10 protein-coding genes are annotated in these 12,275 nt (G+C 66.9%); 6 read left to right on the forward strand and 4 right to left on the reverse strand.

What is annotated here, in order from left to right:
- Window positions 1-5: 5 nt before the first annotated feature.
- From QX094_RS23275 to QX094_RS23285, 3 genes are all read right to left on the reverse strand, one after another.
- Window positions 6-455 (reverse strand): (2Fe-2S)-binding protein, encoded by a 450-nt coding sequence (locus tag QX094_RS23275; protein WP_315715685.1) that lies wholly within the window; start codon window positions 453-455, stop codon window positions 6-8.
- 137 nt (window positions 456-592) lie between these two features.
- On the reverse strand, window positions 593-1,993 hold the full coding sequence (locus QX094_RS23280; RefSeq protein ID WP_315715686.1) for an MFS transporter: 1,401 nt from the start codon (window positions 1,991-1,993) through the stop codon (window positions 593-595).
- 130 nt (window positions 1,994-2,123) lie between these two features.
- The gene (locus QX094_RS23285) at window positions 2,124-2,756 is read right to left on the reverse strand and encodes a GntR family transcriptional regulator (RefSeq protein ID WP_315715813.1); all 633 of its coding nucleotides are present in this window, start codon (window positions 2,754-2,756) and stop codon (window positions 2,124-2,126) included.
- Between the two features lie 120 nt (window positions 2,757-2,876).
- Between QX094_RS23285 and bioB the strand changes: the two genes are divergently transcribed.
- The 5 genes from bioB (at window position 2,877) to QX094_RS23310 (ending at window position 9,092) form a co-directional block, all read left to right on the forward strand.
- Window positions 2,877-3,929, forward strand: coding sequence for a biotin synthase BioB (gene bioB, locus QX094_RS23290; protein ID WP_409977927.1), 1,053 nt, complete (start codon window positions 2,877-2,879; stop codon window positions 3,927-3,929).
- A gap of 100 nt (window positions 3,930-4,029) precedes the next feature.
- Window positions 4,030-5,175 (forward strand): 8-amino-7-oxononanoate synthase, encoded by a 1,146-nt coding sequence (locus tag QX094_RS23295; protein WP_315715815.1) that lies wholly within the window; start codon window positions 4,030-4,032, stop codon window positions 5,173-5,175.
- Window positions 5,172-5,804 carry a dethiobiotin synthase gene (bioD, locus tag QX094_RS23300; protein WP_315715687.1) on the forward strand — a complete coding sequence of 211 codons (633 nt, stop codon included), beginning with the start codon at window positions 5,172-5,174 and terminating at the stop codon, window positions 5,802-5,804. Before QX094_RS23295 ends, bioD begins: the two co-directional genes overlap by 4 nt.
- A complete protein-coding gene (locus QX094_RS23305) occupies window positions 5,801-7,066 on the forward strand; it encodes an adenosylmethionine--8-amino-7-oxononanoate transaminase (RefSeq protein ID WP_315715688.1) in 1,266 nt (421 codons plus the stop codon). The genes bioD and QX094_RS23305 overlap by 4 nt, the downstream gene beginning before the upstream one ends.
- Window positions 7,067-7,148: 82 nt before the next feature.
- Window positions 7,149-9,092: an alkyl/aryl-sulfatase gene (locus QX094_RS23310; RefSeq protein WP_315715690.1), complete on the forward strand. Its 1,944-nt coding sequence runs from the start codon at window positions 7,149-7,151 to the stop codon at window positions 9,090-9,092.
- Window positions 9,093-9,138: 46 nt separating this feature from the next.
- On the opposite strand, the gene QX094_RS23315 is transcribed toward QX094_RS23310, so the two are convergent.
- Complete coding sequence (locus QX094_RS23315; RefSeq protein WP_315715691.1) at window positions 9,139-10,209, reverse strand: glycosyltransferase family 4 protein; 1,071 nt, start codon at window positions 10,207-10,209, stop codon at window positions 9,139-9,141.
- 291 nt (window positions 10,210-10,500) lie between these two features.
- On the opposite strand from QX094_RS23315, the gene QX094_RS23320 reads away from it, so the two are divergent.
- Window positions 10,501-12,264, forward strand: a complete 1,764-nt coding sequence (locus tag QX094_RS23320) for an ABC transporter ATP-binding protein (RefSeq protein WP_316164324.1) — start codon at window positions 10,501-10,503, stop codon at window positions 12,262-12,264.
- Window positions 12,265-12,275 lie beyond the last annotated feature (11 nt).

Consider the following 12,275-nt stretch of genomic DNA (forward strand, 5'->3'; position numbering starts at 1 on the left):
CCTCCTCAGGCGTTGGCCGCGGCGTGGATCGCCTCGCGCACCTGCGCGAAGGTTCCACAGCGGCAGATGTTGGTGATGGCGTCGTTGATGTCCTGATCGCTCGGCTTCGGATTGTCCTTGAGCAGTGCCGCGACGGCCATGATCATGCCGCTCTGGCAGTAGCCGCATTGCGGAACGTCGTTCTCCACCCAGGCCTGCTGCACCTTGTGCAGCCCGTTGTCGCTCGCGAGCCCCTCGATGGTGGTGATCTGCTTGCCCTGGGCCTCGGAGACGGTGACGCCACAGGAGCGCACGGCCGCGCCGTCGAGATGCACGGTGCAGGCGCCGCATTGTGCAATGCCGCAGCCATATTTGGTGCCGGTCAGTCCGGCATTCTCGCGGATCGCCCACAGCAGCGGCGTGTCGGGCTCGACGTCCAGAGTATAGGATTGTCCGTTGATCGTGAGGTTTGCCATCGCAGATCCCTTTCGTTCAACTCGCCAGTTGAACAGAGGGCGGCAATGTGGCGCGAACGTTTGCATCCTTCAAATCAAGAATATGCGTTTGCCGCGCGGGAAGATTTGTGATGAGCCGGGGTTGTAGTTGCTTCGGCTCATGGGCCGCGCGGCGGAGCTACGGCAAGCCGCAGAAAGCTCATCACGCTGCCCAGCGCGGCGAAACCTGCGCCGAGGGCCAAGGCAAGGGTGGCTCCGTCGTGCCCCGCAAGGCTGAAGCACAAGGCGGCCAGCGCCGCGCCGGTGGTCTGACCGGTCAACCGGGCCGTGGCGACGATGCCGCTGGCGCCGCCGCTGCGATGGGGCGGGGCGCTTGACATGATGGCCTTCATGTTCGGCGCCTGGAAGAAGCCGAACCCGATGCCGCAGATCAGCATGCGCCAGACGATGTTGGCGATGCTCGGGTTCTCGGGCAGCATGGCGAGCAGCGCCATGCCGGATCCGAGCATCACCAGGCCGATGCCGCCGAGCAGGCCGGCGGGAAAACGGTCCGACAGCCGCCCGGCGATCGGGGCCATGATCGTGACCGCGAGCGGCCAGGGTGTCATGAAGAACCCGGTCTCGACCTGCGAACGCTGGAGAATGTCCTCGAAATAGAACGGCAGCGACACGAAGCCGAGGCCCTGCACCGAGAAGGAGCAAACCGCGGTCGCCGCCGACAGCGCGAAAACCCCGCGGCGGAACAGATCGATCGGCAGCATCGGCGCCGGGTGATCGGCCTGGCGGCGGGTCAGGATGACGCCGAGCACGAGCGCGCCGACAAGCTCTGCCACCACCATGGCCGGCGTCGCGCCATGCGCGGCGCTGCCGATGCCGGTGATGAACAGGCCGAGGCAGAGCGCAGCGAGCCCGGCGCCGAGAAAGTCGAAGCCATGCTCGGCGCGCGGCGTGCGCGGCAGCATCTTCATGCCGATCGCGATGGCGATCAGGCCGAAGGGGAGGTTGATCGCAAACAGCCAAGGCCAGGAGCCGAGCGAGAGAATGGCGGACGCAATGGTCGGGCCGAAGGTGAAGGAGATGCCGACCACGAGCGCATTGTGGCCGAGGCCGCGGCCGAGCATTTTTCCAGGATAGACGTAGCGCACCAGCGCGGTGTTGACGCTCATGATGCCGCTGGCGCCGAGGCCCTGCAACGCGCGGGCAACGACCAGGGTCGGCAGCGACCACGCCAGCGCGCAGCCGACCGAGGCCAGCGTGAACAGCAGGAGGCCGCCGAGATAGATGCGCTGATGGCCGACGATCTCGCCGAGCGCGCCGAGCGGCAGCAAGGTCGCCACCAGCGCGATCTGGTAGATGTTGACCACCCAGACCACCTCGGCCGGGGAGACGTGGAGATCGGCCGAGATCGACGGCAGCGCGATGTTGGCGATGGCGACGTCGAGCGAGGCCATCGACAGCGCGGTGAAGATCGCCGCGATCGCCCAGGGACGCTGGCCCGGCGGTAGGCCGTCGGCGGTGCCGTCGCCGGCGAGCCTCGAAGCGTGGTGGCGGTTGGACATGGAGACCTTTGGAGACCTTCGGTTCGCGGGGCGCGTCCGGATCAGCATGTACACGGGAGCAGGCGAGCGCCCCAGCCGTCGCGGGCGCATGGCGGTATGCGCCCGGTCGCAAGGAACGGGTTGAAGCCGGCTACACGCCCGGCCTTGCCAGCCGCTCGATCGTCTGGTTGTGCCGCGTCAGGAGCTCGCAGGCGTGGCCGATCTGGCGGGCGCGCAGGGCCTGCAGGATCAGCCGGTGATCCTGGTTGGTGCGCGGACGCCAGCCGGCATTGCGGGCCATCGCCAGCACGAGGCGCGAATTCGCGAGGCGTAGTCCGTCGAGGCTCGCCAGCAGCCGCGGCATCGCGCAGGGCGCGACCAGCGCGCGATGAAAGGCGCGGTTTGCGGTCTCGAACTCCTGGATGGTCTCGGCATTATCGGCCTCGATCAGCGCCAGCTCGATCGCGGCGAGATGCGCCGGCGTATATCGCGGCGCGGCATTGCGCAGCGCGATCACCTCGAGCGCTGTGCGCATCTCGACGATCTCCCTGGTCGACTTCGCATCCAGCGGCGCCACCCGCACGCCGCGTCGCGGCGCCGCGACCACCAGATAGAGCGCCTCGAGCTGCCGAAATGCCTCGCGCACCGGCACGTGGCTGGAGTTGAACTCGCGCGCGACGTGGTCCTGCCGCAACGGCGCGTCGGGCGGCAGCGCACCGCTGACGATGCGATCGGTGATCGCTTCGGCGATCCGCTGAGCGGTGGTGAGATTCTCGTCCGGCATAGTCATAGATTATCTATCGAAAAAACCGATGCAGCGGAAGCTCTCGTCCGATACGGTGCTCGAATACAGAGAAATCATAGATAATGTCTATGATAATCTATAATTTGGCGTGGAGCGAGCATGGCGGATCAAAGCGGCGCGGGCCCTGATCGAATGGCGGTTGGCAATGCCATCCGTCATGACTGGACCAGAGACGAGGCCGAGGCGCTCTATCGCCTGTCATTTCCGGACCTGATGTTCCTGGCGCAGTCGGCGCATCGCCGGCAGTTCGATCCCACCCGCGTCGAGACGGCGAGCCTGCTCAGCATCAAGACCGGCGGCTGCCCGGAGGATTGCGGCTACTGCTCGCAGAGCGCGCATTACGACACCGGGCTCAAGGCGACCAAGCTGATGGACCGCGACGAGGTGGTCGCCACCGCGCGGCGCGCGAAGGCCGCCGGGGCCGAGCGCTTCTGCATGGCCGCCGCCTGGCGCAGTCCGAAGGACCGCGACCTCGATCAGGTCTGCGACATGGTCAGCGCAGTGAAGGATCTGGGCATGGAGACCTGCGTCACGCTGGGCATGCTGACCCCGCCGCAGGCACAGCGGCTGAGGGAGGCCGGGCTCGACTTCTACAACCACAATGTCGACACCTCGCCCGAATTCTACGACCGCATCATCACCACGCGCACGCTGCAGGACCGCATCGACACGCTCGCGCATGTGCGGCAGGCCGGCATCAAGGTGTGCTGCGGCGGCATCATCGGCATGGGCGAGGAGGTCGATGATCGGCTCGGCATGCTGGTGCTGCTGGCCAATCTCGCTGAGCATCCCGACAGCGTGCCGATCAACATGTGGAACGAGGTCAAGGGCGTGCCGGTCAACGCTACGGCCGCGCGGCCCGATCCGATTGCGCTCGTGCGATTGATCGCGGTGTCCAGGATCATGATGCCGGCCAGCGTGGTGCGGCTGTCCGCGGGCCGGCAATATATGAGCGACGAGCTGCAGACCCTGTGCCTGCTCGCTGGCGCCAATTCCATCTTCATCGGCGACGTGCTGCTGACCACGGCCAATCCGCAACGCGACCGCGACGCCGATCTGCTCGCGCGGCTCGGCATGACATCGTCGCTGTCGGCGCGCCCGGGCGCGCCGATCGCCGCCGGCGAGGGCGCGGAGGCTTCGTCCCCGGCCTGATTCAACCCTCAGCGCGATCTCGGCGCGACGGCGCCCACGGAACTGCCTTGTCGTGCCGGTCCACGTCCGCGGCTGACCGAAAGAGAGCGGAGCCATGCCCATGCCGCCCGACAGATTGGCGATCTATTCCGACGGTCTGCAGAGACTCGCGGCCGATGACCGGTTGCGGCGCCTCAGTCCACGGGCCGGTCTCGATTTCTCCTCCAACGACTATCTCGGTCTCGCACAGGCTCCGCGGATGAAGCGCGCGGTCGCCGCGGCCATGGAGGCCGGCACGCCGGTCGGCGCCGGCGGCTCGCGCCTGCTGCGTGGCAATTGCGAGGAGCACGAACGGCTCGAGGCGGACGCGGCGCGCTTCTTCGGTGCCGAGAGCGCGCTGTTCTTCGGCTCCGGCTACATGGCGAACTTCGCCGTGCTCACCACGCTGCCGCAGCGCGACGACCTGCTGGTGCTCGATGCGCTGGTTCATGCCAGCACCCATGAAGGCGCGCGCGCCGGCCGTGCCGAGACGTGCCAGTTCATCCACAACAACGCCCAGTCGGCCGAGGACGCGATCCTGATCTGGCGCAGGGGCGGCGGGGTGGGCCGGCCCTGGATCGTCGTCGAAAGCCTCTACAGCATGGATGGCGATCTCGCGCCGCTGGCGGATTTGATCGCGATCGCCGAGCGCCACGATGCCTTTCTGCTGATCGACGAGGCCCATGCGACCGGGGTCCACGGCGCGCAGGGCCGCGGTCTGGCCGCAGCCTACGAGGGACGCGAGAGCGTCGTGACCGTTCACACCTGCGGCAAGGCATTGGGCGCAGCCGGTGCGCTGGTCACCGCAAGCCGCGTGCTGCGCGACACGCTGATCAATCGCTGCCGACCCTTCGTCTTCAGCACGGCGCCGTCGCCGCTGATGGCGGTGGCGGTGATGGAGGCGCTTGCGATCCTGCGGGAAGAGCCGGAGCGGCAGCGGAGGCTGGAGCAGCTCGTTGCCTTCGCCCATGGCGCGATCGCCGCGCGCTTCGGTGAAAGCTGGTCGCCGTCGCAGATCATTCCCTGCGTCGTCGGCGACAATGCGCGCGCGATGAACCTGGCTGCCGCGCTGCAGGCGCGGGGCTTCGACGTCCGCGGCATCCGCCCGCCGACGGTGCCGCCGGGCACGGCGCGGCTCAGGCTGTCGCTGACCTTGAACATCGACGAGCCGGCCATCGCGGCGCTGCTCGACGCGCTCGCCGATGAGATCGGAAGGCCGCGGCCATGACGCTGCGCATCGTGGTCACCGGGACCGACACCGGGATCGGCAAGACGGTGTTCGCCGCCGGCCTCACGGCGCTGCTCGGGGCCTGCTATTGGAAGCCGGTCCAGGCCGGCCTTGCCGAGGAGACGGACTCCTGCTGCGTCCAGCGGCTCGCCGAGCTCGCCGACGACCGCGTGCTGCCCGAAGCCTATCGGCTGGCCGAGCCGGCCTCGCCGGATCGCGCGGCGCGCCTCGCAGGCATCAGCATCGATCCGCTCCGCCTCCGTCCTCCGCAGGTCGTCGGCCGCCCTGTCGTGATCGAGGGAGCCGGCGGCGTCATGGTGCCGCTCGATTCCGGAACGCTCTATCTCGATGTCTTCGCGCGATGGCAGCTCCCGGTCGTGCTCTGCGCGCGCACCAGTCTCGGCACGATCAATCACTCGCTGCTGTCGCTGGCGGCGCTGCGCAGTCGCGGCATCGACGTGTTCGGCATCGCCTTCATCGGCGACGGCCACGACGACAACGAAGATACGATCTGCCGGCTCGGCGAGGTGAGGCGCCTTGGCCGGTTGCCCTGGGTCACGCCGCTGACGGCGCGATCGCTGCAGCACGTGTTCGCCACCCAATTCCAGCGCACGGATTTCGAACCATGATGCGCAAGGCAACCTCGCCGATCTGGCATCCCTTCACGCAGCATGCGCTCCAGCCCGAGATGACGGCGGTCGCGCGCGGCGAGGGCGCCTATCTCTTCACCGCCGACGGCAGGCGGATCATCGACGCGATCGCGTCGTGGTGGGTGGTCACGCACGGCCATTGCCATCCGCATATCGTGCGCGCGATCCAGGACCAGGCCGAGCGGCTGGATCAGGTCATCTTCGCCGGACATAGCCACGAGCCGGCCGAGCAGGTGGCCGCCGGGCTGCTCGCGCTGGTGCCGCCGAGCCTCACGCACGTGTTCTTCTCTGACAGCGGCGCCACCAGCGTGGAGGTCGCGCTGAAGATGGCGCTCGGCTACTTCAAGAACATCGGCGAGCCGCGCTCGCGCATCGCGGTGATGCAGCATTCCTATCACGGCGACACCATCGGCGCGATGTCGGTCGGCGCGCGCGGCGTGTTCAATGCGGCCTATGAGCCGCTGCTGTTCGACGTCGCCGTCGTCCCGTTTCCAGTGCAGGGCCGGGAACAGGCGACTCTGGATGCGCTCGCTACAATTTGCGAGAAGGACCGGCCGGCCGCCTTCATCGTCGAGCCCCTGGTGCTCGGCGCTGGCGGCATGCTGATGTATCCGGCCGAGGTGCTGCGCGAGATGCACCGGATCTGCAAGGCGTTCGGCGTGCTGTTCATCGCCGACGAGGTGATGACCGGCTGGGGCCGCACCGGCACGTTGTTCGCCTGCGAGCAGGCGGACATCGCCCCCGATATCGCCTGCTACGCCAAAGGACTGACTGGAGGCGCGATGCCGCTTGCGGTCACGCTGTGCAGTCCCGCTATCTACGAGGCGCACTATTCGACCGACCGCGCCTGCACGTTCTTTCACTCCAGTTCCTACACCGCCAATCCCATCGCCTGCGCGGCAGCGAGCGCCAATCTCGAGCTGTGGCGGCAGCCGCAGACGCGGGCCCGGGTCGCCGCCGTCGCGGCCGCGCAGGAGCGCTGCCTCGACCGCCTGCGTTACGACGAGCGATTTTCCGACCTGCGGCGCTGCGGTACCATCACCGCGCTCGATCTCCATGCCGACGAGCCGGGCTACCTCGCCGAGGTCGGCCCGAAGCTGCAGGCCTTCTTCCGCGACAGCGACGTCCTGCTGCGTCCGCTTGGCCACACCATCTACGTCATGCCGCCTTACTGCGTCACCGCCGGGGATGTCGAGACGGTCTATGCCGCCATCGACGAGGCCGTCGATCACGTGCTCTGAGGGGCTGTTCTGCGGCCCGCGATTTGCGCTCCGCGATCCCGCGCACTAGCATCGTGCCAACGTCGTTGCGGAGGAAACAGTCATGAGCGCGCCGGTCAGCGGAGATGGCACCAAGGATCCGAAGGAGGCCAGCGCGGCCGTGAGCGCAGCGCAGCAGGCCGTGCTGGAGGCGCTGCCGTTCGGCGACACCGCCGATTTCGATGATGCCGCCCGCGGCTTTCTCGGCACGATCGATCAGGCCAAGGTGACGACGGCGCAGGGGCGCACCGTCTGGAGCCTCGCGCCTTACCACTTCCTTGACGCGGAGCAGGCGCCGCCGACCGTCAATCCCAGCCTGTGGCGGCAGGCGAAGCTCAACATGCATCACGGCCTGTTCGAGGTCGTGCCCGGCGTCTACCAGGTGCGTGGGCTCGACATCGCCAACATGACGCTGATCGAGGGGGACACCGGCGTGATCGTGGTCGACACGCTGACCTCGATCGAGGGCGCGCAGGCCGCATTGGAGCTGTACTACCAGCACCGCGGCGTCAGGCCGGTCACGGCGGTGATGTTCACGCATACCCACACCGATCATTGGGGCGGCGCGCGCGGCGTGGTCGACGACGACGCGATGGCCAGCGGCCGCGTGCCGCTGATCGCGCCGAACCTGTTCATCGAGCATGCGGTCTCCGAGAACATCATCGCCGGCCCTGCGATGCTGCGCCGGGCGCAATATCAGTTCGGGCCGCTGCTCGCGAAGGGGCCGAAGGGCCATGTCGATTGTGGGCTCGGCAAGACCATGGCGGCGGGAGCCGTTGCGCTGCTGCGGCCGACCGACCTGATCATGGCGACCGGGGACACCCGGGTCATCGACGGTCTCACCTTCGAATTCCAGATGGCGCCGAACAGCGAGGCGCCGGCGGAGATGCATTTCTTCGTGCCGCGCTATCGCCTGTTGAACCTCGCCGAGAACTGCACGCACAACTTCCACAACCTGCTGCCGTTTCGCGGCGCCGACGTGCGCGACGCGCTGGCGTGGTCGAAATATCTCAGCGAGGCGCTGCAACTGTGGGGCGGCAAGGCGGAGGTGATGTGCGGCCAGCATCATTGGCCGATATGGGGCGCGAGCCGTGTCGACGGCATGATCCGCGAACAGCGCGATCTCTACAAATTTGCCCACGACCAGACCGTGCGGCTGATGAATCATGGCCTGACCGCAAGTGAGATCGCCGAGCAGATCAGGCTGCCCCGGAGCCTCGAAGGGGCATGGCATGCGCGCGGCTATTACGGCCACATCCGCCACAACGTGAAGGCGATCTACCAGAAATATCTCGGCTGGTATGATGCCAATCCCGTCAATCTCGATCCGCTGCCGCCGGTCGAGGCCGGCCGGAAATACGTCGCCTATATGGGCGGGACAGAGGCGCTGCTGGCGCGGGCGCGCGCGGACTTTGCCAACGGCGAATACCGCTTCGTCGCGCAGGTCGTGGGTCATCTCGTCTTCGCCGAGCCAGACAATGCCGAGGCGCGCGCGCTGCTGGCCGACACGCTGGAGCAGCTCGGCTATGCCGCCGAGAGCGCGACCTGGCGCAATGCCTATCTGTTCGGCGCGCAAGAGCTGCGCCAGGGTATGCCGGAGGTTCCGGCCCGGCCCGGCCTGCCGCGCGAGACGCTGGCGGCGCTGCGCACCGAGCAGCTATGGGACGTGCTCGGGGTCAGGCTGAACGGGCCCAAGGCGGAAGGCAAGCATATCGTGCTGAACTGGACGTTCACCGACACCGGCGAGCGCTTCGTGCTCACCTTGCAGAATTGTGCGCTGACCTATGCGGTCGGCGTGCAGGCGTCGACCGCCGATGCGGGGTTCACGCTGGCGCGTTCGACGCTCGATGCGGTCATTGCCAAGGCCACGAGCTTTCCGGAAGCGGTCGCGGCCGGGAAGATCAGCTTCGCGGGCAATCCGATGCGGCTGGCCGAGCTGATGTCGCTGATGGACGAGTTCCCGCGCATGTTCGAGATCGTCGAGCCGAAGCGGGCTGCCGTCACCTGAGATGAGGCGGAGGCCGGGCTCGCCGAACTTGCCCGGCCTCCTCATGCTACTCGGCGCTGCTGACCAGCCGGATGCGCGGCGCAGCGATGTCGATCAGGCGGCGATAGGCCGCGAGATAGTCGAGCGCCATCCGGCGCGCGGTGAAGCGTCGCTCGAACTGCGCGCGCACGCGGGCGCGGCTCAGCTCGGGCAGGCGACTGACGGCCGCTACCGCGCTGAGCTCGTCCTCGACGATGAAGCCGGTCACACCGTCGTCGATCACTTCGGGAACCGAGCCGCGGTTGTAGGCGATCACGGGCGTGCCGCAGGCCATCGATTCGATCATCACCAGGCCGAACGGCTCCGGCCAATCGATCGGCAACAGCAGGCCGAGCGCGCCGGACAGGAACTCCGGCTTCTCGTGATCGCTGATCTCGCCGATGAACTCGACGAGCGGATTGCCGTGAATCAAGGGACGGATCGTCTGCTCATAATAGTCTTGGTCGGCGCGATCGATCTTGGCCGCGATCTTCAGCGGAATCCCGCAGCGCATCGCGATCTTGATGGCACGGTCGACACCCTTTTCCGGGGCGATGCGTCCGAGCACGGCGAGATAGCTCGGCGTCACCGGCCTGGGCACCAGGAGCGTTGCGGGCAGTCCATGCAGCACGGTGCGCACCCAGTTCGCATTCGGAACCGGCCGGCGCTGCGAGTCCGAGATCGAAACGACGGGAACATCCTTGAAGACCGAGAACACCGGCTGGTGCTCCGGAAGATCGAGCCTGCCGTGCAAGGTGGTCAGGAACGGTGTGGGTTGCCGGTGGAACAGGGAGAACGGGTAGTAGTCGAGGTGGAAGTGCAGAATGTCGAACTGTTCGTCGTCGCATTGCTGCCGCACGTTTTCGAGCATCACCATGTGCAGCGCGTTCGGATCCCTCACCGAGCCGTCGAGGCGCAGAGCTTTTGGCCATGTCGGAGAGAGCTTCGCCGAGGTCTGAGAATCTCCGCTGGCGAACAGGGTGACGTCGTGTCCGAGGGCAACGAGTTCTTCGGTCAACCAATGGACGACCCGCTCAGTGCCGCCGTAGAGCTTCGGAGGCACGGCCTCCGTCAATGGAGCTATTTGCGCAATGCGCATCTCATCGTCTCCTGTTCGTGACCGATCATGGATGAATCCCCAATGGCACCGGCACTGCCACAGCGGGAACGTTGTCGCATGTGCGAAGTTCCATTCACGCGATCACTCTTTCTTCGACACAACGTGTTCCGTGCCGTCTCATTGATGCCATCCCCGCTCTCCAACGCTGCTGCCGCGGCATCGTCGGAGGGCAGGTTTGCGCCGCGAAGGCGCACGGAACCCGAGAAACCGTTCGTCGTTCATCTGGCCGCATCAGGTGTCGCCACGACCTCGCTCATCAACGGGAAGACCATGGATCAGCTTTCTGGCTACGCGCACCGCCCCTTTCCCTTCGTGATGCGCTATCTGCGCAAGCGCCCCACCGCCCACCTCGTGATTCTGATGGCCGTCATCGGTGCGGTTGCCTGTTCGGTAGGCACGCAATATGGCGTGAAATCCCTCGTCGACAGCCTCTCGGCAGGGCCTGCGGGCGGCGGCAACGTCTGGGCCGCGTTCGTGCTGCTGATGGCGCTGATCGCGACCGACAACATTCTTTGGCGTGTCGCCAGCTGGATCGCGAGCTTCACCTTCGTCCGTGTCACCGGAGATCTCCGGCGCGACATCTTCCGTCATCTCACCGGGCATTCGCCGAGCTATTTCGGCGACCGTTTGCCCGGCATGCTGTCGAGCCGCATCACGGCGACGTCGAACGCCGTGTTCACCGTGGAGAACATGTTCGTCTGGAACGTCTTGCCGCCATGCCTCGCCACCGTCGCGGCGATCTGCCTGATCGGAACCGTGAGCGGCCCGATGGCCATCGGCCTGCTGCTGATCGCGGCGATGATGGTGGCGGCGATGTTCCGTCTGGCGGCCGCCGGCAAGCCGCTGCATGACGATTTCGCCGACAAGGCGGCCATGGTCGACGGCGAGATGGTCGACGTGATCTCGAACATGCCGCTGGTGCGCGCGTTCTGCGGCCTGCGCCACGAGCACGACCGGTTCGACGCGACGGTCGACAGGGAGTTGGAGGCACGCGGGCGCAGTCTCCGCTACCTCGAAAAGCTGCGCATTCTGCACGCGACGGTGACGATCGTGCTGACGATCGCGCTCATGGCGTGGGCGATCTCGCTGTGGCAGCGGGGCGGGGCGACGACCGGCGACGTCGTGCTGGTCTGCACGCTCGGCCTCTGCATTCTCAACGCGACGCGGGATCTGGCGGTGGCGCTGGTCGATGTCACCCAGCACGTGGCGCGCATGAGCGAGGCGATCGCGACCCTGCTGCAGCCGCACGAGCTGCGCGATGACCCGCAGGCCGAGCCGCTGGTCAAGAGCGGTGCGGCCATCGCCTTCGACAACATCACCTTCCACTATCCTGGCGGTCACAAGCTGTTCGAGAATTTCACGCTGCGCCTGCAGCCAGGCCAGCGCGTGGGCCTGGTTGGGCAGTCCGGCGGCGGCAAGTCGAGCCTGTTCACGCTGCTGCAACGGTTCTATGATCCGCAAGCCGGGCACATCAGGATCGACGGCCAGGACATCGCCAAGGTCACCCAGCAGAGCCTGCGCGAGGCGATCTCGGTGGTTCCGCAGGACATCTCGCTGTTTCATCGCTCCATTCTGGAGAATATTCGCTACGGACGTCCGAGTGCGACCGACGACGAGGTGTTGCGGGCGGCGATCGCGGCGCGCTGCGACTTCGTCGAGACGCTGCCGGAAGGATTGCAGACGATGGTCGGGGATCGCGGCGTCAAGCTGTCGGGCGGGCAGCGCCAGCGCATCGCGATCGCGCGCGCCTTCCTCAAGGATGCGCCGATCCTTCTGCTCGACGAGGCCACCGCCGCGCTCGACAGCGAGTCCGAGGAGGCCATCCGTGAGGCGTTGAGTCGTCTGATGCGCGGCCGCACCGTCATCGCGATCGCGCATCGCCTTGCGACCTTGCGGAACTTTGACCGCGTGGTGGTGCTGAGATCGGGCAGGATCATCGAGGACGGCGCGCCTGACCGGCTGATGCAGGACGAGGGCCCGTATCGTGAGCTCGTCACCCAGGAGATGAACCGGCTCGCCAAGTTCGCCGCCTGATCGTAGCGTCG

The organism is Bradyrhizobium sp. SZCCHNS1050, from assembly GCF_032484785.1.
GTDB lineage: Bacteria > Pseudomonadota > Alphaproteobacteria > Rhizobiales > Xanthobacteraceae > Bradyrhizobium.

Excerpts from the sequence above, each read along its gene's own strand:
- QX094_RS23320 (WP_316164324.1), top strand. The coding sequence starts at position 10,501 with ATGGATCAGCTTTCTGGCTACGCGCACCGCCCCTTTCCCTTCGTGATG.
- bioB (WP_409977927.1), top strand. The coding sequence starts at position 2,877 with ATGGCGGATCAAAGCGGCGCGGGCCCTGATCGAATGGCGGTTGGCAAT.
- QX094_RS23275 (WP_315715685.1), bottom strand. The coding sequence starts at position 455 with ATGGCAAACCTCACGATCAACGGACAATCCTATACTCTGGACGTCGAG.
- QX094_RS23315 (WP_315715691.1), bottom strand. The coding sequence starts at position 10,209 with ATGCGCATTGCGCAAATAGCTCCATTGACGGAGGCCGTGCCTCCGAAG.
- QX094_RS23310 (WP_315715690.1), top strand. The coding sequence starts at position 7,149 with ATGAGCGCGCCGGTCAGCGGAGATGGCACCAAGGATCCGAAGGAGGCC.
- QX094_RS23305 (WP_315715688.1), top strand. The coding sequence starts at position 5,801 with ATGATGCGCAAGGCAACCTCGCCGATCTGGCATCCCTTCACGCAGCAT.
- QX094_RS23285 (WP_315715813.1), bottom strand. The coding sequence starts at position 2,756 with ATGCCGGACGAGAATCTCACCACCGCTCAGCGGATCGCCGAAGCGATC.
- bioD (WP_315715687.1), top strand. The coding sequence starts at position 5,172 with ATGACGCTGCGCATCGTGGTCACCGGGACCGACACCGGGATCGGCAAG.
- QX094_RS23295 (WP_315715815.1), top strand. The coding sequence starts at position 4,030 with ATGCCGCCCGACAGATTGGCGATCTATTCCGACGGTCTGCAGAGACTC.
- QX094_RS23280 (WP_315715686.1), bottom strand. The coding sequence starts at position 1,993 with ATGTCCAACCGCCACCACGCTTCGAGGCTCGCCGGCGACGGCACCGCC.